The 20,789-nt window shown below is 59.1% G+C and carries 17 protein-coding genes; 6 read left to right on the forward strand and 11 right to left on the reverse strand.

Annotated features, from left to right (window positions below; all coding sequences use genetic code 11):
* Positions 1–323 precede the first annotated feature (323 nt).
* Positions 324–605 (forward strand): hypothetical protein, encoded by a 282-nt coding sequence (locus IH881_06770; protein MCH7867383.1) that lies wholly within the window; start codon positions 324–326, stop codon positions 603–605.
* Positions 606–640: 35 nt separating this feature from the next.
* On the opposite strand, the gene IH881_06775 is transcribed toward IH881_06770, so the two are convergent.
* The 3 genes from IH881_06775 to IH881_06785 form a co-directional block, all read right to left on the reverse strand.
* Positions 641–1,444 (reverse strand): flagellin FliC, encoded by an 804-nt coding sequence (locus IH881_06775; protein ID MCH7867384.1) that lies wholly within the window; start codon positions 1,442–1,444, stop codon positions 641–643.
* A gap of 277 nt (positions 1,445–1,721) precedes the next feature.
* The gene (locus tag IH881_06780) at positions 1,722–2,450 is read right to left on the reverse strand and encodes a glutamine amidotransferase (protein ID MCH7867385.1); all 729 of its coding nucleotides are present in this window, start codon (positions 2,448–2,450) and stop codon (positions 1,722–1,724) included.
* The gene (locus IH881_06785; protein ID MCH7867386.1) at positions 2,447–3,301 is read right to left on the reverse strand and encodes an RNA methyltransferase; all 855 of its coding nucleotides are present in this window, start codon (positions 3,299–3,301) and stop codon (positions 2,447–2,449) included. The genes IH881_06780 and IH881_06785 overlap by 4 nt, the downstream gene beginning before the upstream one ends.
* A gap of 157 nt (positions 3,302–3,458) precedes the next feature.
* On the opposite strand from IH881_06785, the gene IH881_06790 reads away from it, so the two are divergent.
* Positions 3,459–4,379 carry an NAD-dependent epimerase/dehydratase family protein gene (locus IH881_06790; protein ID MCH7867387.1) on the forward strand — a complete coding sequence of 307 codons (921 nt, stop codon included), beginning with the start codon at positions 3,459–3,461 and terminating at the stop codon, positions 4,377–4,379.
* A gap of 9 nt (positions 4,380–4,388) precedes the next feature.
* Here the strand turns inward: IH881_06790 and IH881_06795 are convergent, their stop codons facing one another.
* Positions 4,389–5,999, reverse strand: coding sequence for a fumarate hydratase (locus tag IH881_06795; GenBank protein MCH7867388.1), 1,611 nt, complete (start codon positions 5,997–5,999; stop codon positions 4,389–4,391).
* Between the two features lie 502 nt (positions 6,000–6,501).
* On the opposite strand from IH881_06795, the gene IH881_06800 reads away from it, so the two are divergent.
* Positions 6,502–8,592 carry a PDZ domain-containing protein gene (locus tag IH881_06800; GenBank protein ID MCH7867389.1) on the forward strand — a complete coding sequence of 697 codons (2,091 nt, stop codon included), beginning with the start codon at positions 6,502–6,504 and terminating at the stop codon, positions 8,590–8,592.
* A gap of 11 nt (positions 8,593–8,603) precedes the next feature.
* On the opposite strand, the gene IH881_06805 is transcribed toward IH881_06800, so the two are convergent.
* A complete protein-coding gene (locus IH881_06805) occupies positions 8,604–9,014 on the reverse strand; it encodes a hypothetical protein (GenBank protein MCH7867390.1) in 411 nt (136 codons plus the stop codon).
* A 182-nt stretch (positions 9,015–9,196) separates the two neighbouring features.
* Between IH881_06805 and IH881_06810 the strand changes: the two genes are divergently transcribed.
* Both IH881_06810 and IH881_06815 read left to right on the forward strand, forming a co-directional pair.
* Positions 9,197–10,051 carry an HDOD domain-containing protein gene (locus IH881_06810; GenBank protein MCH7867391.1) on the forward strand — a complete coding sequence of 285 codons (855 nt, stop codon included), beginning with the start codon at positions 9,197–9,199 and terminating at the stop codon, positions 10,049–10,051.
* A gap of 48 nt (positions 10,052–10,099) precedes the next feature.
* Positions 10,100–10,363 (forward strand): BolA/IbaG family iron-sulfur metabolism protein, encoded by a 264-nt coding sequence (locus tag IH881_06815; GenBank protein ID MCH7867392.1) that lies wholly within the window; start codon positions 10,100–10,102, stop codon positions 10,361–10,363.
* An 11-nt stretch (positions 10,364–10,374) separates the two neighbouring features.
* On the opposite strand, the gene IH881_06820 is transcribed toward IH881_06815, so the two are convergent.
* The 4 genes from IH881_06820 to IH881_06835 all read right to left on the reverse strand — a co-directional run bounded on the left by IH881_06820 (position 10,375) and on the right by IH881_06835 (position 16,341).
* Positions 10,375–12,414 (reverse strand): DNA topoisomerase IV subunit A, encoded by a 2,040-nt coding sequence (locus IH881_06820; protein ID MCH7867393.1) that lies wholly within the window; start codon positions 12,412–12,414, stop codon positions 10,375–10,377.
* Positions 12,415–12,454: 40 nt separating this feature from the next.
* Positions 12,455–14,308, reverse strand: coding sequence for a type IIA DNA topoisomerase subunit B (locus IH881_06825; protein ID MCH7867394.1), 1,854 nt, complete (start codon positions 14,306–14,308; stop codon positions 12,455–12,457).
* Between the two features lie 164 nt (positions 14,309–14,472).
* Positions 14,473–15,381 carry a hypothetical protein gene (locus tag IH881_06830; GenBank protein ID MCH7867395.1) on the reverse strand — a complete coding sequence of 303 codons (909 nt, stop codon included), beginning with the start codon at positions 15,379–15,381 and terminating at the stop codon, positions 14,473–14,475.
* Positions 15,382–15,390: 9 nt separating this feature from the next.
* The gene (locus IH881_06835; protein MCH7867396.1) at positions 15,391–16,341 is read right to left on the reverse strand and encodes a DUF2520 domain-containing protein; all 951 of its coding nucleotides are present in this window, start codon (positions 16,339–16,341) and stop codon (positions 15,391–15,393) included.
* 180 nt (positions 16,342–16,521) lie between these two features.
* On the opposite strand from IH881_06835, the gene dusB reads away from it, so the two are divergent.
* Positions 16,522–17,694: a tRNA dihydrouridine synthase DusB gene (dusB, locus tag IH881_06840; GenBank protein MCH7867397.1), complete on the forward strand. Its 1,173-nt coding sequence runs from the start codon at positions 16,522–16,524 to the stop codon at positions 17,692–17,694.
* A gap of 57 nt (positions 17,695–17,751) precedes the next feature.
* On the opposite strand, the gene IH881_06845 is transcribed toward dusB, so the two are convergent.
* Both IH881_06845 and htpG read right to left on the reverse strand, forming a co-directional pair.
* Positions 17,752–18,633, reverse strand: coding sequence for an AEC family transporter (locus IH881_06845; protein MCH7867398.1), 882 nt, complete (start codon positions 18,631–18,633; stop codon positions 17,752–17,754).
* A 57-nt stretch (positions 18,634–18,690) separates the two neighbouring features.
* A complete protein-coding gene (htpG, locus tag IH881_06850; GenBank protein MCH7867399.1) occupies positions 18,691–20,616 on the reverse strand; it encodes a molecular chaperone HtpG in 1,926 nt (641 codons plus the stop codon).
* Positions 20,617–20,789 lie beyond the last annotated feature (173 nt).

Consider the following 20,789-nt stretch of genomic DNA (forward strand, 5'->3'; position numbering starts at 1 on the left):
CCGCCAGATCTTCTACTTTGTAGTTCATGCAGTTATTCTAAGAGTAACTACTCGAATCGTCCAGAGATCGAGCGAATCTGCCGGAAAAGATCGGCATTTCTGCCCTCGCCTTGCCGGTGTTGTGAATCTCACGCGGAAAATTTCGGGTACAGCGTCACTCTGCGCCCAGAACAGGCCACTTCCCCTATGAATTGTCCAGCTTGCCTACCGGAAAGCCACTAGAGTAGATCCAGCGTTTCCGTGCTCTGGACCCGCGATGCGGACGGTTGAGTTGGGCCGCCAGCGATCGCGACTGGAAGATCGACCTACGAGGATGCCCGGCGATGAATGAGTTCCCGATGGAATTGATGGAACAGACGAAAGAACCCGTGCTGACCACCGAGCAGGCCGCTCTGCGTTGGCTCAAGCAGGTCGAGGGAACCGTCTACCACAACCGCAACGGTGCCGACAGCGGCAACGCCTGGGTCGCGGTGGTCCGCACTCCCCCGGCAAACGGCAGGACCGGGAAGATCATTCTGGCTTTTGGCGAATCGATTCAGGAAGCGGCCGGCGCCGCGGAATCAGAGTGGAACACGCTGTGGTCGAACCTGAGCGCCCAGCACTGAGCGGCTGCTCAACCCAGCGCCGAGCCCCAACCGAACTATCTCTGTCCCAGCAACTTGATCACGACCCCCGCCCCGGCGTTCGCCTGGGCGAGCACTGAGATGCTGGCCTTGCTGAGAATCTGATTCTTCAGCAGATTGGATGACTCTTTCGCAAAGTCGGTGTCGCGAATTTGCGAATTGGCTCGCGCGGTATTTTCGATCGCGATCAACTGACTGCGAACCCGGGATGAGAGCCGGTTCTCCGTTGCACCCAGTCGCGCTCGACTGGAAGACACCGAACGAATCGCCTGGTCGAGCCGGTCGAGGGTCGCTGGGTCCGACGCATCGAGTCCTTCGACACCAAGCGATGACGCTGACTGATCGGTTGACGCGACCTCGGTCGCCTCTCCGCCACTGCCGTCGACGATCTCAATGCTCTCATTGCCGTCCAACAATTTCGTTCCGTTGAAGTTCGTGTTGCTGGCAATATCACTCACCTGCGCGGTCAGCTGGTCGAACTCCTGCTGGATGGCCTTCTTCTGGCTCCCGTTGAGTGTCCCGTTCTGGGCCTGAATGCTGAGTTCGCGCAGTCGACCGAGAATGTTTGAAGTTTCGTTTAGCGCTCCCTCGGCGACACGGGTCGCGCTGATGCCGTCATTGAGATTCCGCACTCCCTGGGTCAGGGACGAGGTCAGGGACTTCAACCTTTCCGAAATCGCGAGACCCGCCGCGTCAAACGACGCCCGGGGAATTCGACTGCCCGACGACAGTTTCTCGAGGCTCTTGGACAGGTTGCGCGAAATCGTATTCAGACTTCGCAGACTGCCGTTGCTCGAACCGAGACTAATGCCGATCGCCATGGTGTTCTCCTGAGGCGCCGCTTGCGCGGAACGCTTCATTTTTATGCAGTCTTCACGCAGACGACGTGCAATTTAATTTCAAATCGAAAGCAAACGCCGCCGTGCGTTTCAAATTGCAATCTATTTGTACTCTTCGGACACAGCGGGAATTAATTGAGGCGAAATTACACGGGAGCTTTCACTCCGGTCTATGCACGAGAAATGGGTGTGGGTTGCTGGGGGTTCGTGCGGCTTGATGCGGGTGGTCTACCCGGTGGGGTGGATCTCGTCATGAGGTTCACGCAACGGGGCGGTGGCCGTGAACGATCTCTCCAAAGCGTCGCAACACCTGGGTTCCGTGTTCGCTGTCGCAGGCGCTGCTGCTGATCGCGTCGGGATCCAGACCTTCTTCGAGCAATTCGGAGCGCCGCGCGCTGACATAGCCACGCACGATCTCGGCGTCGAATTCGGGATGAAATTGAACCCCCCAGGCACACGGTCCGTAGGCGAACGCCTGGTTGGGGTCCCCCGCGCTGGCGGCTCGATGCAGCGCGCCGGCGGGCAGCTCAACGACTGATTCCACGTGACTGACCTGCACGCTGATCTGCTGAGGCAGCCCGCCCAGGAGCGAATCGTCGGCGAAACCAACGCCCATGCGAACCTCGACGGTTCCGATCTGTCGACCCAACGGATTGCGTTCGACTCGCCCCCCGAGTGCTTGCGCGAGCAGTTGATGGCCATAGCAGATGCCCAGCAGCGGGATCTCGCGATCGACAGCGTCCGGGAGCCAGGCGGCGCATCGCTCGCTCCAAGCTTCTCGCTCGGTCACCAGTGCGCTCGAACCCGTGATCACCACCCCCGAAATCGCACTGGGGTCGGGCAGCGCGTCTCCTTCGTAGACCGAAACAACTTCGATCTCATCCGCTGAAAAATCGAGCCCACTCGCAATCCAGTTCTCGAAGTCGCCGTGTGCTTCGACAATGTCCGGCAGGGTTGTCCCGGTCTTCATGATCAATAGCGGCTTCAACGGGCGACTCCCGATCGGCCGCGCGGCTCGGTCAGTCTTGCATGAAGAAACTGCAGCACGATGCCCGAGGCGGTGGCGACATTGAGTGAGTCGACGCCCGGGGCCATCGGGATGCGCAGCGAGTGGTCGACATACTCGAGTGTCTCGCGGCTCAGTCCCTTGCCCTCGGTCCCGAGAATGAGTGCGATGCGCTCACCCAGATCGATCGACGACGACACGGCGGAGAGCGGGATCGCGTCCTCGGCGAGATCGAGTCCGATCAACTGATAGCCGGCGGAACGCAGGCTCGTCAGGGAATCCGGCCAGCCGTCAAAGCGCGCAAAGGGAAGTGTCAGGGTGCTCCCCATCGATACGCGAATCGCTTTGCGGTAAAGCGGGTCGCAGGAGCGGGGACACAGCAGGACGCCCGCGGCCTCGAACGCCAGGGCGTTGCGAAAGACATTTCCCATGTTTTCCGTGTTCGTCAGACCTTCCAGCACGACCAGCAGCGAAGCACCTTCTGGGGACGTGGCAATGAGTTCTTCGGGTCGCGTCTCGACGCCAATCCTGCCCGCGGCAAGGCAACCTCGATGCATGTCGAAACCCACGATTTCATTGAACACTTCTTGCTTCGCAAGATAGACCGGTGCCGTTTGGGGCAGTCGCTCCAGGACCGGGCGGATGGCTTCGCAGGCGCGCGGGGTCAAGAACAGCGAATCGGCGCGAAACCGCGAGTTGCCCACCAACCGCTCGACGACAAATCGGCCCTCGGCCATGAACACGCCCCGGCTGCGCCGCAGGTCGGCGTCTCGCACGTTTCGATAGTCCGCCAGTCGCGGATCGTCGAGATTTTCGACCCAGATCGTCTGCATCGGGAGATCCAAGCACAGGGCACGAAGACCTCGCCACTGTCCCCCGCGGATAAGGAACGGCGGTGAGAAAGTCGCTGCGAAGTCAGCACAATTGCGCCACCCTGCAGCCGCTGAACTGATCGCCCCCCGGGCGGGAGCAGGAGCGGGAGCGCCTAGATTGCCGGAACTCATGACCAAGCGGGTGGCTGTAACCGGTGCCACAGGCCTGTTGGGTGGATATTTGATTCGCGCGTTATTGCAGCGCGGAGCGAATCCGATCGCGGTCGTGCGCAATCCGCAACTCGCCGCACCGCTGCGCTCCCTTGGGGTCGAGGTGCGGACAGCAGATCTCGGGGATGTCGCAGCCCTGACGCGCGCGTTCGAGAGCGCCGATACTGTGATCAGCAACGCCGCTCTGGTCAGCTTCAAGCCCCACCCGTTCAGTCGCTATCTAGACGTCAACGTCGAAGGGACAATCCATGTCTTCAATGCGATGAAAACCGCGGGGGTGGGACGGGGGATTCAGATTTCTTCCGTGGGAATCTATCGAGGGCACCGAACTCGGGTCGACGAAGATCACCCGCGCTACGGAGAGACTCACCGACACCACCGGTTCAACGGCTACAAGGTCAGCAAGGCGCTCTCCGAAGAAACGGCCTGGCGCTACGCATCCAAATACGAAATTGACCTGACGAGCCTGCGCCCATCTGTGCTCTACGGCGCCTTCGATCGCAACTTCGGCATGTGGCACAAACGCGCCCTGCGCATGCGACCGCTCGCACCCTATCCCTACTTCGCGCGCTTCTGCCTGGTCTACGCCGGAGATGTCGCCGAGGCCACCATGCTGGCATTGGAAAACCCGACCTCGTCCGGCAAGGCGTACAACGTCACCGGGGACAACTCCAGCCTATGGGAATTTGCCGACGCTTGGATGGCAGAGGACCCGGAGTGTCAGAGCCGACGGCTCCCGTTGCCGATCCGGTATCGCCGCAGCTATTCGTGCGGGCGGATCCGGCGTGATCTCGGCTGGAAGACACGCAGCCATGTCGAGGGAATTCGAGAGACCTTGGCACTCGAAGACGAGTCGCGGCAATCCTAGAGGCGACGATCAGGGGAGCGCGTAAAAGTCGTTTCCCTTGTCGTCGATGATGATGAAGGCCGGAAAATTCTCGACTTCGATTCGCCAGACCGCCTCCATCCCGAGTTCTTCGAACTCGAGGACTTCCACCTGCTTGATGCACTCCTGGGCGAGAATCGCTGCGCCGCCGCCGATCGAACCCAGGTAGAACCCTCCGTATTCCTTGCAGGCATTTGAAACTGCCTTGGACCGGTTTCCCTTGGCGAGGGTGATGAAGCTGCCGCCGTTCTGCATGAAAAGATCCACATAGGAATCCATGCGCCCTGCGGTCGTGGGTCCGAACGATCCCGAAGCGTATCCCTCGGGCGTCTTGGCGGGTCCGGCGTAGTAGATGATGTGGTCCTTGAAGTAGTCCGGCAGCGGTTCTCCCGCGTCGAGGCGCTCCTTTAGCTTGGCGTGGGCGATATCTCGGGCGACCACGATCGTGCCCGACAGCGAGAGACGTGTCGTCACCGGGTATTGGCTCAGGGTCTCGCGCAACTCCGCCATGGGTCGATTGAGGTCGAGCTTGACCACGTCTTGATCATTGCTGTCTTCTATTGGTTGGGGCAGGAACCGCGCGGGCTCCGTTTCGAGTTGTTCGAGAAAGATTCCATCGCTGGTGATCTTGCCGAGAATCTGTCGGTCGGCGGAGCACGAAACTCCGATCCCGACGGGACACGAGGCACCGTGGCGCGGTAGCCGAATGACCCGAACGTCGTGACAGAAGTACTTGCCGCCAAATTGTGCGCCGATCCCCATTTGCTGGGTGAAGCGATGAATTTTCTCTTCGAGGTCGGGGTCGCGAAACGCGCGGGCGGTCTCGTTGCCCTTCGTGGGCAGGGTGTCGAGATAATGAGCACTCGCCAGCTTCACCGTCTTGAGTGTCATCTCTGCCGACGTCCCGCCGATCACGATGGCGAGATGGTAGGGAGGACAAGCGGAGGTTCCGAGCAGCGGCAATTTCTTGGCCAGAAATGCCATCAGCGAGTCTTCGTTCAACAGCGCACGCGTTTCCTGGAACAAGAAAGTCTTGTTCGCGGAGCCGCCACCTTTCGTAATGAAGAGAAACTTGTACTCGGAGCCCTGGGTCGCGTGGAGATCCACCTGGGCCGGCAGATTCGTTCCGGTGTTCTTCTCGTCATACATGGTGAGGGGCGCCATCTGGGAATAGCGAAGATTGGTCGTCGAGTAGGTTTCATAGATTCCGCGCGAAATTGCCTCTTCGTCATCGAAACCGGTGTAGACGTCCTCGCCCTTCTTGCCGAGAACGATTGCCGTGCCGGTGTCCTGGCAGGAGGGCAAAATCATGTCGGCGGCGATGTTTGCATTCTTCAGCAGTTCGAGGGCCACGATGCGATCGTTGCCCGACGCGTCCGGGTCTTCGAGAATCTTTGCGAGCTGCGAGAGATGGCTGGGGCGGAACAGATGTGAAACATCGCGGATTGCATGGGCCGCGAGAAGCGAGAGCGCCTCGGGAGCGACCTTCAACACCGTGCGGCCGTCGAATTCGACCGTCTTTACGTGCTCGTCGCTGAGCAAGCGGTAGGGGGCGCTGTCTTCCCCGAGTTCGAATATTTTCTGAAATTGAAATTCGGCCATGCTGCGCCCCCAGTCCCCTCGTTCTTCGTTGATGCGATTCGCTTCGGCGCGGACTCATCGAGGGACACGCGATCCGGAGTTTTCGCAGGGCCAGAGTAGCGAATAATGACCTCGTTCTCGTCGGCCCCCGTCAGTTCTAGGGGAGGAGCGCCGCACGCCCGCGCGGCGAAGACCGTCGATTCCAGTGGAGGGCCCACACGGCGGCTGGCTCCACTTGCCTTGCACCAAAACTGCGCACGGGTGGTTCATTTTTGGAAACTCAGGCTCGCGCCGCTGGTGTCCGACAAGAAATCTGAGAGCAGGCTGCCGCGGTTGCCCGACAAGCTACGGCACTGGGCGAGTTGGGCGTCATGTTGCCAGAGGGGTGTACACCTGTCGGGTCGAAAATTGTGAGGCTTGAAGCGGCGTGTCAGGGGGAATCCCGACTCGAACGCTGCGCCGGTCCCCGGGCGGGTGTAGGACACCTGCCCCGCGGCGTTCGGCCCTGTTACACTGAAAACCTATGAAGAATCTGAGCCGCTTCAGCCATTTTGCCACCAAACACGAGCCCCCATTTCGACGGGGCGTCCGTTTTGCTGCCATGATCGCGCTGGTCCTCGCGAGCGTTTCCTGTTCGGGTACGGCCGAGAGCATGGAACTCACCTGCGAACGGATCCCTGGCCTGCTCAACACGTTTCTTCACAAGCACATCAGCTATCGCCATCTCAACGACAAGCTTCGCACTCGAGCGATCGACTCCTATATCAAGCGCCTCGATTCCGCAAAGACCCTTTACACCACTCGCGAAGCGGCGGCTCTCAAGTCATCACTCCAGGGGATCTTCTTCGATGTCGGCAGCGGCGAATGCACGAGCCTCGAAGAGATCCAGAAGGACATCGTCGACCGTTACGAAAAGATGCAACAGTACGTCGAGTCCTATGTTCGATCGGATGATTACGCGGCGGATCCCGAAATCGAACTGGTAATCGATCCCGACAGGCGAGCTCGCCCCAAGAATCTCGAGCAACAGCACGCGCTTTACCGCAAGTTGGTCCAGTTCCAGATCTCCAACTACATGAGCAACGGGAACACCCTCGAAGAGGCAAAGGACAAGCTGGTCCACCGCTACGAGCTCACGGTCAAGCGGGCAGTGGAATTTGACAATGAGGACATCTACAGCCTGTTCCTCGATGCGTTCGCGAGCGCCCTGGATCCTCACTCCAATTATTTCAGCGCGGAAAACAACGAAGACTTCAAGATCCAGATGGGACTCTCGCTGATCGGCATCGGTGTCGGGCTGTCGTCTCGGGACGGATATTCGATCGTAGAGAAAGTCATTCCGGGGGGCGCCGCCGACAAGGTCGGGAAACTCAAACCCAATGACAAAGTCATCGCCGTTGCCCAGGACGGTGAAGAACCCGTAGACGTGATCGACATGGATCTGCGTAAAGTGGTCCGGTTGATCCGCGGCGAACGGCATACAGTCGTACATCTTACAATCCTGCGACAGGACGCGAAGACCGAACGTTTTGTGGTCAGCATCACCCGGGACAAGATCAACCTCGAAGAACAGGCAGCGAAGCTCACCTTCGAAACCATCAAGATCGCAGGCAAGGACGAGAAAATCGCCATCATCGACCTCCCGTCGTTCTACGGAGGCCGTGACCCCTCGGAACGCAAGAGTTCAACCGACCTGCGGAAACTCCTGCAGCAAGTGGCTGAAGCCAACGCAGTGGGGCTCCTGCTCGATCTTTCACGCAACGGTGGAGGGCTGCTGGACAGCGCTCGCGAAATCGCGGGATTCTTCATCCGCGAAGGCGGCGTGGTTGCAGTCAAGGACGAGTACGGGAACGTCCAGATCATGCGCGACGATGACCCGAATATCTTGTTCAAAGGACCCATGGTCGTGCTGACTTCCCGGATCAGCGCTTCAGCTTCAGAAATTGTCGCCGGCGCGATGAAGGACTACCACCGCGCGGTCCTGGTCGGCGACGATCACACCTTTGGCAAGGGCACAGTCCAGACCCTGGTCCCGCTGCCACCCGGACTCGGAGCGCTAAAGGTCACGACAGCACTCTTCTTCCGACCCGGCGGAAATTCGACCCAGCATTCGGGCGTCTTTTCGGACATCGTGGTGCCCTCGCCGTTCAATACAGACGACTTCGGGGAGTCCAACCAGACTTACGCTCTCGAGGCCGCAACGATCCCACCCTTCCTCGACGCAAGCGCAAATCTCAACGAAAGCGGTTCCGGCCCGGCAGACTTCTACTCCCCCGTGACACCCGAAATTGTTTCCAAGCTAGCCGTGCTTTCTGCCAAGCGAGTCGCGGATAGCGAAGACTTTGCGGAAGTGGAACGCAAGCTCAAGGAAGTGCAGAATCGCGCCGGGGTCATTCGTCTTTCGGAAATTCTCAAAGCAGAGGAAGAGGCCGAGAAGAACGCCGCAGACAGGGATGAGAATGTAGAAGAAACGGACGAGGAAATAGACAAGCCCTCGATCCAGCGGACGGAAGCCCTCGAGATCTTGCGAGACTACGTGTTGCTTTCCCGCTCACTCCCCACTTCGACGACCATTGCAGCCGAAGTACGTAAAGCCACGGTAGACGAGCTCTAGCCGTCGGCTGTCTAGTCCGGGCCACTTTTCTTGAAGTAGTCGGCCATCACATGCAGCAGCGCGGAAAAGGTGACCCGTTCCTCGATCACGAGAAGCGCGCCGAGATCCAGACAGCGATGGAAGCGCTGCAGCATAAGCAGGTGTTCAACCTGCTTCTCGCTGAGGAACTTCAGGCTGATCCCGATCTCTCCAAACAACCTCGGGTCGGCCGCTTGACGCGTGATGATCTGGTCGATCTGGTCGAGAGAAATCAACCCCACCCGCAGCCCTATGGAACCGAGCGTGTTCCCGCTCCCGCACCACTCCCCCGGTTCGGGAATGTCGCTGTCCGTGAGACCGAGCGACTGCTTTAGAAAGCTGACGAATTTCGTGTTCTGAATTGGATCCACCACAATCCGTTCTTCGGTCGAACCCGAATCCAAATCGAGTCTCCCGAGTCATAGGTTTTGAGAATGCAATCTCGATTTGCCGGCGCGCATCGTCTTGCTCATGCGAATGCACCGGGGCGTCGAAACCCAGCGTTGAGTCGACGTCAACCAATTCGTCCCCAACTGGACGATCCGGTTGCGTTGCACAACCAGGTCACGGAGTAGCGCGCAGATTCATGAGCGAGAAACTCGAGCAGTACCTCGAATCCACCGCGGATGATCTTCCCGCGATGCCCGCCATCGCACGTGAAATCATCCGTGCAGTCGACGACCCCAGTTCGTGCATTGCCGACATCAAGGAATTGATCGAACAAGACTCTGCGATAGCGGCCAAGCTGCTCAAGATGTCCAATTCTGCGCTGTACGGATTTCCGAGCGAGATCAACAGTATCTCTCACGCCATTTCACTGCTCGGCACTCGCACGGTTCGCAATCTCGTACTCGCGGTTTCGCTCAAGAAGACCTTCAGGCGCTTCGGGTTGATGGAACAGCTCTTGTGGCAACACTCCACACTCTCGGGACCTGTTGCGGCAAAGCTCTCAGCTCTTCCGCAGATCGATGTAAGTTCTGACGAGGCGTTTACGGCCGGCTTGCTGCACCATATCGGCAAAACCGCACTCGCGAACAGCCATCACGACGAATACGAGCAGGTTATCCAGCGCGTCTACAATGAGAAAATCGGATTCGTCCAGGCGGAAACCGAGCAATTCGGCTTCGACCACTCGATACTCGGCGGTGCGATCGCAAGTCGCTGGAACTTGCCCGATTCTCTCGTGTCCGTCATCGAGAACCACCACAATTCTGGCGCACTGGCAAGTTTGCCCGAAGGCGTTGCGCGACTGACGGCGCTCATAAGCGTGACCAGCATCTGCTTGACCAAGCTCGGAGTCGGTCGCGCAGAATCGGTCGATGAAATCGAGCCGGCAAATCTCCCCGCCTGGAACTACCTCGATCTCACCGAGGACGACGTGGAACATATCCTCGAAATTTGCACAGATCAGATCAAGACTTCGCAAGAACTCATCAGCTGAGAGACGTCGATGGCCCGCCCGGGGAGTCTCGGCTAGTGTGGGCACCTCATGTCCTTGGAAATTCTCGGCGACAACTCGACAAACACAATCGATCAGATGCGCAGCGCGATCGAAGCTGCGGTCGATTGCCATGAGATCTCAATCGACTCGGGAAGCCCGGGGCACTTTGCCATTCGAGTGGTCTCGGCCGCCTTTGTAGACCTTGGGCGCGTCAAGCAACAGCAGTTGATCTACGGCGCAATCGCGCACCTGATGAAGGGCGACGGCGCACCTGTCCACGCCATCGACCGTCTCGAATGCGTGGCCCCCTGAGTCCCGACGACTCAGAATAGATCGCCCTGTGCAGATCCCTCGTCCACCGGCGACTTCTTTGCTGCAGTCTTTTTCTTCGTCTTGGATTTTAATGGGGTCTGCACAACCTTTGGTTTTGTCTTTGAACTTGTCTTTGACTTAGAACTTGGCGGCAAATACTTGACCTTGCTCACTGGTTTGGCCGCCAGGCGGGTCCCTCTCGTCGACGGACTCGTCAACTCGAGAGTCGAAAGATCGAACACGGCATCTTTGACCCGCTGCCGCTTCGCCGGGGTGAAATCCAGCTTCAATGTCCCCAGGTTTCCCGGGGTCAGCAGGAAATCCATCTTCCCCTCGCGGTTCTTGATGAGTTGATACTCCTTGTTTCGAATGAACTTGTGGATCTTGATCCACTTGCCATACGCGATCTTCTTCTTGTCCCGGTAGACCACCACGAATTCTGCGCCGGCTTCGGGATCAAAGACTTCACAGTGGATCAGCTTGCCAGTAAAGAAGATTTTGTCGACGGGAGTCATGATGCGATACGTCCCGTCGTTGGCAATTCCGAGCACGAAGTCAAATTCGCTCACGTTCATTCGATACATGTCGCCACGCACCGCCGACCCGAAAAACCCCGTATCTCGATCGTATGCGAGCTTGATGTTCTGTCTTGCGACGGATTTTTTGTCCACCGCTTCGATGCGCGTGATGTGGGTTCGACGCGGATAGTCTGCACCGTACTTCTCGATCAATGCTTCGAGATAGTCGATCACTGTGCGCTTGAGTCGCTTGAGCTTCCCATTGATCTTCTTGATGCTCTTCACGATGTCGTCGATCGACTTGCGGTTTTTGTCGATGTCGTACGCGGAGATTCGACGAATCCGGATCTCCAGCAAACGCTTCACGTCGTCATCGATCATCGGGCGCACGAACAACTCTTTGAACTTCGCCATGCCCTTGTTCACTTCATCCGCGACGGCGTTTTCTGTCTTTGCCTTTTCAATGCGCTTGTAGACTCGATTCTCGACAAAGATCTGTTCGAGCGTCAGCCAATGTTGCCGGTCGGTGAGTTGACCTCGTTCGTACTCGAGTTCGGCTTTGATCTGATCACACAACCGATCGGTCAACGTGGTCAGAACCTCGGTCACGGTCATCTGGACCGGGCGTCGGTCCTTGATGATGATCATGTTCGAAGAGATCGAAACGCTGCAGTCGGTGTACGCGTAGAGTTGAGGAATCAGTTCCTTCGCCTGGGTTCCCCTTGCGACGGTGATATCGATCTCGACCCGATCGGTCGTGAAGTCGTCGATCGAAGCGATCTTGAGCCTTCCCTTCTGGGCCGCACCCTCGATCGAAGCGATGATGCTCTCGGTGGTCGTGCCGTAGGGAATCTCTTCGATCACCACATGCTTCGGATCGCGAACCTTGATGCGCGCGCGCACTTCGACCTTGCCGGCTCCGTCGTCGTACGCGGCCACATCCATCAAACCGCCGTGTAGAAAATCAGGAAACAGCTCGATCCGCTTCCCGTTCAGCAGATCGATCTGGGCCTCCCACAACTCCGGCAGGTTGTGCGGAAGGATCTTGGTCGCCATGCCGACGGCTATGCCCTCGGTCCCCAGCATCAAAGCAACGGGCAGTTTTGCGGGCAGGAATACGGGCTCTTGCCAGCGACCGTCGTAACTCGGGACCATCTCGGTGAGTGGCCTGAAGAACATGGTTTCGAGGGCCAGCGGTGTCAGGCGGCACTCGATGTAGCGAGGCGCTGCCGAGGGATGACCCGTCAGGATGTTGCCGAAGTTCCCCTGCCGCTCGATGAAGTAACCCTTGTTGGCCAGCACGACCAGGGCATCGCCGATGGAAGCGTCGCCGTGTGGGTGCAGCTTCATCGTTTCGCCGATCGCGTTGGCGACCTTGTGATAGCGCCCGTCTTCCATTGAAAAGAGGGTGTGGAGCAGACGTCTCTGCACAGGCTTCAGGCCGTCGCGCAGGTCTGGAATTGCGCGGTCGAGAATGAAGTAGCTCGCGTACTCGACAAAGTGCTCGTGCATCAGGTCTTCGAGTTGCGCCATGTCGTCCTTCCGAATTACCCAGTCGGTCCTGGCGGTGCGCTCAGAGCACCGTTTCGATCAAGTGTTCGATGATGAATTCTTTGCGCTCGGGCGTGTTCTTCCCCATGAAGAAATCGAGCACCACGGGGACCTCGCCCATGTTCTTCGCCGTGATCGGTACGAGTCGCATCCTCTCGCCGATGAACTGACCAAATTCTTTCGGGCTGATTTCTCCGAGTCCCTTGAAGCGGGTGATCTCCGGGTCGCGAATTTCTGCAAGCGCCTTGTCTCGCTCTTTCTCGCTATAGCAGTAACGAGTCTCTTTCTTGTTTCGCACCCGGAACAGCGGGGTTTCGAGAATGTATAGATGGTCCTTGATCACGAGTTCTTCGAAGTAGCGGCAAAAATACGTGATCAAGAGATTTCGAATGTGCATCCCGTCGACATCGGCATCGGTCGCCAGGATGATCTTGTTGTACCGCAGCCCCTCTATGCCGTCTTCGATCCCCAAGGCCCGCATGATGTTGTAAAGCTCTTCGTTCTTGTACACCGCGTCCCGCTTTAGACCCTGACAGTTCAGGGGCTTTCCCTTCAGCGAGAAGATCGCCTGGGTCTGGACATCGCGAGACGGAATCATCACGCCTCCGGCAGAATCACCCTCGGCCAGAAAAATCGACGTCTCGTCCCGCCGGCTTCCCTTCGCATCGTTGTAGTGAACCTTGCAGTCGATCAACTTGGGAATTCGAATCGTGACTTTCTTTGCGCGGTCCCGAGCCTCTTTCTTGATCGACGAAAGCTCCTTCCGGAGCCTTTCGTTCATCGAGATTTTTTCGAGTACCTGCGCGGCATCGGCCGGGTGTTTATGCAGCCACAAAACGACTTGCTTCTTGACTGCAGGAACAATCCAACTCCTCACGTCGGTCGAACCCAGTTTGTTTTTGGTTTGACTCTCGAACACCGGGTCCTGGAGCTTGATCGACACAGCGCCCAGGATGCCCTCACGGACGTCCTCCCCGGCAAAGTTTTTCTTCGCAAACTCGTTCACGCCCTTGAGCACCCCCTCGCGGAACGCACTCTGATGAGTTCCTCCGTCAGTCGTGTACTGACCGTTCACGAAGGCGAAGTAGTTCTCGCCATAGGTGTTGGTATGGGTAAAAGCGAATTCCAACAGTTTGTCCTTGCAGTGCGCAATATCGTAAAGGGACTCACTCTCCCCAATCTCATCGCGCAACAGATCCGCGAGACCGTTCGTGCTATGGAATTTTTTTCCGTTGTAGATGAGGCTGAGGCCCGAGTTCAAATAGGCGTAGAAGTTCAGCCGATGGGCGATGAACTCCTCATTCCAGCCATACTCACCAAATATTTTCGGATCGGGCGTGAAGGTGACGAGAGTCCCCGAACGCTCGTCCGCGGCCTTGCCCTTCTTTTCCTTGAGGAGCTTCCCCTCCGCGAAGGCAGCGCTGCGAAACTTCCCATCGCGGTAGCTCGTGACCTCGAAATCGCAGGAAAGAGCGTTTACGGCCTTGCTCCCGACTCCGTTGAGGCCGACCGAAAACTGAAAGACATCGTCATTGTACTTGCCCCCGGTGTTGATCTGGCTGACGCAGTCCACGAGTTTTCCGAGTGGAATGCCGCGACCGAAGTCTCGCACCGTTACCGATTCGCCGTGGCGGGAAATCTCGATCCGCTTGCCTTCCCCCATGATGAATTCGTCGACGGAGTTGTCGATCACTTCTTTGAGCATCACATAGATGCCGTCGAGAGGATGATTGCCGTCTCCCAGTCGCCCGATGTACATGCCCGTGCGCAGGCGGATGTGTTCGAGGGCATCGAGGGTCCGAATCGCAGCCTCGTCGTACTTCACCGCCTGCTTGGCTTTTTTCTTGGCCGCCGTCTTTGCAGTCGTCTTTGCCATCAGTTCTGCGGGTTCCCCAGATACAGCCCATGCGTGCGTCCGCCGTCATGGGACGGGGCACCGGGCAGATCAAATCTCGAGGGGTTTATTTGGGGGGACTCGGGGCCAAGAGTGGCGGATACCCGGAGCGGCATCAAGCAGCAGAACCAGAGAATTTGCTCAACTCAACTCCGGCGTCGCCCCGCGGGTCGGCAGGAGATCTCCTCGGGCTGCAACAGACGGCCCGTCCCGCCCAGCTCCGTACAGCACACCGCTGCGGCGCGGGAGGCCAGGTGAAGCGCTTCGATGAACGAGAATCCGAGGCACAAACCCGCCGCAAATGCGCCGTGGAACACATCGCCGGCCCCGGTGGTATCCCGCACCCGAACCCGACGAGGTGGAATCTCGACAGGGCGGTCTTGCCATAACGCAAGAGCACCGCGTTCGCCCAGGGTCAGCACCGGGGTTCCGCCAAATTCCTCTCGCAGCGCAAACAGGATCTCCCGCGGAGTTCCCCCGTGCCACGCCAGGCCAAATTCCAACGGCAGAATCGGGTAGTCCACAAAGGGAAGCAGTCGCAAGCACGCGGCGCGGGGACTGTGGAAGTCTGCGACCACGGGCGCACCGCACTCCCGGGCGCGGCGCACCCCACGCAGCGCCTGTGCCGGGAAGTGGCCATCGATCATGAGCACGGAGTCCCGGTTCAGGCCTGTGAGATCGAAGTCCGGTGCCGACGACTCGATCTTGCGTCGATCGGGCACAAGGAAGCGTCGCTCCCGAGTCTCGTGATCGACCAGCACGATCGCAACAGTCGTTGGGTGCTGCTTGCTGCGAGTGACACCGCGCGTCACCACACCGTGTTCCCGCAGCTGCGCGATGATCGCCCTGCCCTCGCGATCGTCTCCGAGCATGCTCAGCAGCTGGGTTTTGACGCCGAGCGCAGCCGACTGCGCCACGGCATTGCCCATCATTCCACCGGCCGCGACCCGGCGTTCCAGGTAGCGAGCGCGCGGGTTGTCCATGCGGAAATCGACGACCAGGTAGGTCTCGTCCAGCACACTGAGTCCGAGTCCCATTACCTTGCGTAAGGCCACGCCGCGAGGCTAACCCGCCCGGGGATCGGCCGGAAGTGGATTCGTGTCATTCAAAAGTCGGCGCAGTTCCTGTGCATCTTTCAGCGAGAGTTTTGCCGGCGCCTCTTCCCGGGTCGCAAGCTCGAGGGTGTGCAAACCCAACGCGCGATAGAGCGTTCCCAACTCGGGCGCCGATTCCTCGATCGCGCGCAGATGCAGCGCAACGGTCTCCCCATCGCCTCGCTGAATGGGGCCGGTGAGAGCCGCCGCAGGGCCCAGAAGCCCAATGTTCTCGAAGGTGGACTGGATCAGAGGTTGCAGTGCGGGCCACGCAGTGGTTCGCTCGACTCCGGCGGCTTCAGTGGCGCTGAGTGCGGCGTCCATCAATGCACACAAGTAGTTGCACGCGATTACGGCACCCGCGTGGTAGAGCACCTTGGCCCGAGTCTCGATGCGAACGCATTGGGTTCCGATTTCTGCGCCAAAAACTTCGAGAACCTCGAGCGCCCGGGCATCCCCTTCCAGAAAACATGAGCTGCCGGGCAAGTCGGCCTCGGCACGCGCCACCGTGGGGAAAGTCTGGAGCGGATGAAACGACGCCACGGCAACCTGACGGTCCTCCTGCACCGAGGCGAGAATCTCACTCGTCAGGGCTCCCGAACAGTGCACCAGAATACTGCCGTCGCTGATGGCGGCGGCAGCAGCAAGATCCTCGGCGACGGCTCGGATCGCGGAATCCGACACCGTCAAAAAAATCAGATCGGAAGTGCTGGCGGCTTCGACGGGAGTGAGGGCCTGGGTCTCCGGGCCAATTGCAGCGGCGGCCGCCTGGGCGCGACCCCGATCGCGGCCCGCGACCGCGGTCACTCGGTACCCAGCGGACCGCGCAAGTTTGGCGAGGGCAACCCCGAGCTTGCCCGGACCGATGATGGAGATCGAGGGACGTGCCGCGATCCCCGCTCTTTTCTTCTCGCTGGACATGGTTGTTTCCGTCGCCGGCTCAGACGCAATGGACAGGCAAAATGCCTGTTCAGACGCTGCTGAAAGCCTGCGCAAAATTCAAGTCGCTGGAAAATCACTGGACGCACGGGATCTGGAGGCGCCGCACCAGAGCGATGGCGCAGCCGCCCGACAGATTTGGTATTTAAACCCGCCATGGCAATGGTACCGATCGGCGAAATCAATCAGGGCGTGGCTCCCGCACAACCGGGGGAGTTTCCGGGGGTTTCCCTCGGCGCGATCGATCTGCCCGTCCCGGTGATCCTCGCGCCCATGGCTGGCATCACCAACACGCCCTTCCGCACCCTGTGTCGGGAGTTCGGCGCCGGCCTCTACGTCAGCGAAATGATTACCGCTCGAGCCCTGGTCGAGCGCAATCCCCGAACCCTGCAACTCGCCAGCTTTGCCCCGGAAGAGAAGCCCCGGAGCCTCCAACTCTACGGGGTCGACCCGCACTACGTCGGTGAAGCGGTCGCATTCCTCGTCGGCGAAGGACGAGTTGACCATCTGGACATGAACTTTGGCTGCCCGGTCAGAAAAGTGACGCGCAAGGGAGGTGGCGCCGCGATTCCGGCGAAGCCCAGGTTGCTCGCCAACATCGTGCGCGCGGCGGTCAAGCATGCGGAGAAGATCCCGATCACGATCAAGTTTCGCGTGGGCATCGACGACGACATTCACACGTATCTCGACTCCGGGCGCATCGCCGAGCAAGAGGGATGCGCCGCCGTGTCTCTGCATGCTCGAACTGCCGCACAGCTCTACGACGGCGAGGCCGATTGGGACACCATCGCCGAACTCAAGCGTGCCGTTTCAATCCCGGTGTTCGGCAATGGCGACATCTGGGAAGCCTGGGACGCATTGCGCATGATGCGACACACGGGTTGCGATGGTGTCGTCGTGGGTCGCGGTTGTCTCGGACGCCCATGGTTGTTCCGCGACCTGGCGGATGTCTTTGCAGGGCGCTTCCCCAAAGCACCGCCTGCCTTTGGCGAAGTCATGCAGATCATGTTGCGCCACGCCAGACTGCTTGCAGCCTGGCAGGGCGAACGCTGGGGGATCCGCGCGTTTCGCAAGCAGGCGACCTGGTACACCAAGGGCTTTGCCAAGAGCGCTCAATTGCGCGGCGAACTGATTCGCATCAACACGATCGCAGAACTGGAAGAAGTTCTCTCTCACGCCGATCCGACTCTCGAGTTTCCGGCCTCTGCCCTGCGCGTGCCCAGGGGCAAAAAGAGCGGGCGCCAGCGCGTTGCGCTGCCCGAGGGCTACCTCGACGACCGCATGGACGACACCCCTCCGGTCCCGGCGGCGGAAGCGGATTTTTCTGGCGGTTAACAGCCAGTTGAAGAACCCTGACCGAGCCAGGTGCGGTCAGGGTTTTTCAACGGGCTGTCAAGCGGGAAGCAGCCAGGCGAGAATCAACGGCAGCGCGACCAGCGAGATCGTTGTGGAGGCGACAACGACTCCCGCAACTTCGTCCGGGTCCCGGTTGAACTTTTCAGCGAACAAATAATTGATCACGGCCGCCGGCATGGCGCAGTCCAGGATCACGACGCCGCGGATCACGCCGGTCAGCTCAAAGGCGCTCGCGAGGCCGACTCCCACACCAAAACCCATCGAGAGCCGCATCATGCCGAGCGCGAAAGATCGGGGCAGACGCTTTACGCGCAGAGTGGCCAACGAGACGCCAAGGGTGAATTGCATCAAGGGAATCGTGATACCGCCGAAACTCTGGGTGGTGCGCAAAAGCCAGGTCGGGACTTCACTGTCGGTCGCGATGACCAGCAACGCCGCCAAAACCGCGTAGACGAGCGGCGTTCTGAACAACTGCCGAAATGAAATTTTGCCGCTCCAAATCCACTGTCCCAGGGTGAACTGGATGGCCGAGGTCAGCGCAAACACCACTACGGCGTAGAGCAGTCCCTCAGCTCCAAACGCGAAGAGGCAGATGGGAAGCCCGAGGTTTCCGGTATTCGGAAATATCATCGGGGCGAGAAACGAACGAATCGGGAGGCCTGCCATGCGCAGGCCGGCGTAACCCACCACAGCGAAGATTACGAAGGCCGTGGGAATGATTACGGCGAGGCGCACGAGCGCCGTCAGCTCGACATCCAGCGCAACCAGACTCGAGAAAACGAGACAAGGTGCGCCGAGGTTCATGCACAGATCAGCGATCAGCTGGTTGTCGATCGGCCGCCCGATGCGCCGCCATACATATCCGACGGCGATGCAGAGGTAGACCGGCGCAAGGATGGAGAACAGCTGCTCGAACATGGGCGACGAATATCCCTCGCAAGCATGCGGCCCCGGCAGCGGCCGACCTGCGGGAGATTAGAGCGCTTCGAGCATCAGATCCGCCAGTTTTCGGCTGAAAGCGGCCGGATCGCCGAGTTGAGCCCCCTCGGCGAGCTGCGCCTGTCCAAACAGCAGCTGGGCGTAGTTTCCAATGCGCGCGTCCTTTGCATCGGCTGCAAAAATTTCCTGGAGTCGTTTGACGAGTGGGTGTTCCGGATTGATCTCCAGGATCGGCAGCGTCGCCGGGGTTTCTTGACCGGCCTGGCGCAGCATGGCTTCGAGTTGCGGGGTGAGCTGGCCCTCTTCCAACACCAGACATGCGGGTGAAGATGTCAGGCGTTTCGAGATCCGCACCTCTTTGGCGGTGTCTTCGAGGCCCGCACCCAGCGCCGCGAGAAGGTCCTTGAATTTTTTCTGTTTTTCCTTGCTCTTCTCGTCCTTCTTCTCGTCTTCATCTGACGCTTCAGGTTCGGCGTCACTGCGACCTGCAGACTTGAAGCTCTTTCCCTTGTACTGCGGCGGCATCTGTTGGAGCCAAACCTCGTCTACGGGGTCGGCAAAGAGCAACACCTCGATCCCCTTTTCCTTGAGGGCTTCCAGGTGGGGCGATTTCGTGAGTACGTCGAGGGAGGTTCCCACCAGATAATAGATATCTTCCTGATCCTCCTGCATTCGTTCAACATAATCTTCGAGGGAGGTGAGTTTGCTCTCGTGGTGGGTCGAGCTAGCGAGCACGAGATCTAAAATGCGATCCTTTTTTTCGTCCCACATCAACAGGCCTTCCTTGAGTACCGGCCCAAACTCTCCCCAGAAATTCAGATACTTCTCTTCATCGTCCTTGCGCAGCGACTTCAGCGCATCGAGAACCTTCTTCACCAGATACTTTCGAATCGCCTGAATCTGTCGATCCTGCTGGAGTAGCTCGCGGGAAACGTTGAGCGTGACGTCTTCGGCGTCCACCACCCCGCGCACGAAGCGCAGGTATTCCGGCACGAGATCTCGACATTCGTCCATGATGAAGACCCGGCGCACAAAGAGCTGAATGCCGCGCCGTGACATTTCGCGGTGGTAGAGATCGTGGGGAGCCTTCGAGGGAATGAAGAGGAGAGACTTCGCCTCGAACGTGCCCTCCATCTTGCTCGAGATCCGGAGCAGGGGTTCCTGGAAGTCGTGGGTGATGTGTTTGTAGAACTCCTTGAACTCGTCCTCGCTGACATCGCTCTCGGGACGGGTCCAGATCGCCTTCATCGAGTTCAGCGGCTCGCTCGGCTCGTCAGTTTCCTCTTCTGCCTCAGCCTCATCGGCGGCGGGTTTGACGACTTCGAGACGAATCGGGTAGGCGACAAAATCGGAGTACTTCTTGATCGTCTGACGCAGCACCCATTCATCCGTGAAATCCGACAAGCCGTCGTCCGTGTCGCTCGGCTTGAGAGTGAGGGTGACGGTGGTCCCGGCTTCTGATCGCTCAGCGTCCTCTACGCTGTAGCCGCCGGCGCCGTCGCTGGTCCACAGGACTGCCTGGGTCTCTCCTGCAGCCCGGGTCAATACTCTGATCTGGTCGGCCACCATGAAGCTCGCGTAGAAGCCAACACCAAACTGGCCGATCAACTCGGGCGCATCACCCTTACCTCCGGCTTGTTTGAGCTTCTCGATGAACTCGACGGAACCCGACCGCGCCAAGGTTCCGAGATTTTCGATCACGGAGTCGTGATTCATCCCGATCCCGTTGTCGCTAATGCTGAGGGTCTTGTTCTCGGGGTCGGCGATCAATTGGATGGCAAACTCGCCACTCGGAAGTAACGCGGGATTGGTCACCCCCTCGAAGCGAGCCTTGTCGATGGCATCCGATGCGTTGGAGATCAATTCGCGGAGAAAGACCTCCTTGTTGGAGTAAAGCGAGTGGATCATCAGATCGAGGAGTTGCTTGACCTCGGCCTGGAAATCGTGCTGTTCGACGCTCATCGGGTTCGATCTCCAATGGTAAATTCGCTTGAGAAGTGTGCGCTGTGCTGGTGTTGGTGTCTGGTGGTGTTTCTCAGCCTGAAAGCCAAACCCAGCGACCGGGCGCGGCCAAGCATAAGCACAATCGGGTCGCGTCAACGGCCTCGGGCTCGAACCGGGCAACGAACTTGGGG

The organism is Myxococcales bacterium (assembly GCA_022563535.1).
GTDB lineage: Bacteria > Myxococcota_A > UBA9160 > UBA9160 > UBA4427 > DUBZ01.

Excerpts from the sequence above, each read along its gene's own strand:
- IH881_06810 (MCH7867391.1), top strand. The coding sequence starts at position 9,197 with ATGAGCGAGAAACTCGAGCAGTACCTCGAATCCACCGCGGATGATCTT.
- IH881_06820 (MCH7867393.1), bottom strand. The coding sequence starts at position 12,414 with ATGGCGCAACTCGAAGACCTGATGCACGAGCACTTTGTCGAGTACGCG.
- IH881_06825 (MCH7867394.1), bottom strand. The coding sequence starts at position 14,308 with ATGGCAAAGACGACTGCAAAGACGGCGGCCAAGAAAAAAGCCAAGCAG.
- IH881_06770 (MCH7867383.1), top strand. The coding sequence starts at position 324 with ATGAATGAGTTCCCGATGGAATTGATGGAACAGACGAAAGAACCCGTG.
- IH881_06845 (MCH7867398.1), bottom strand. The coding sequence starts at position 18,633 with ATGTTCGAGCAGCTGTTCTCCATCCTTGCGCCGGTCTACCTCTGCATC.
- IH881_06775 (MCH7867384.1), bottom strand. The coding sequence starts at position 1,444 with ATGGCGATCGGCATTAGTCTCGGTTCGAGCAACGGCAGTCTGCGAAGT.
- htpG (MCH7867399.1), bottom strand. The coding sequence starts at position 20,616 with ATGAGCGTCGAACAGCACGATTTCCAGGCCGAGGTCAAGCAACTCCTC.
- IH881_06800 (MCH7867389.1), top strand. The coding sequence starts at position 6,502 with ATGAAGAATCTGAGCCGCTTCAGCCATTTTGCCACCAAACACGAGCCC.
- IH881_06795 (MCH7867388.1), bottom strand. The coding sequence starts at position 5,999 with ATGGCCGAATTTCAATTTCAGAAAATATTCGAACTCGGGGAAGACAGC.
- IH881_06815 (MCH7867392.1), top strand. The coding sequence starts at position 10,100 with ATGTCCTTGGAAATTCTCGGCGACAACTCGACAAACACAATCGATCAG.
- IH881_06835 (MCH7867396.1), bottom strand. The coding sequence starts at position 16,341 with ATGTCCAGCGAGAAGAAAAGAGCGGGGATCGCGGCACGTCCCTCGATC.
- IH881_06785 (MCH7867386.1), bottom strand. The coding sequence starts at position 3,301 with ATGCAGACGATCTGGGTCGAAAATCTCGACGATCCGCGACTGGCGGAC.
- dusB (MCH7867397.1), top strand. The coding sequence starts at position 16,522 with ATGGTACCGATCGGCGAAATCAATCAGGGCGTGGCTCCCGCACAACCG.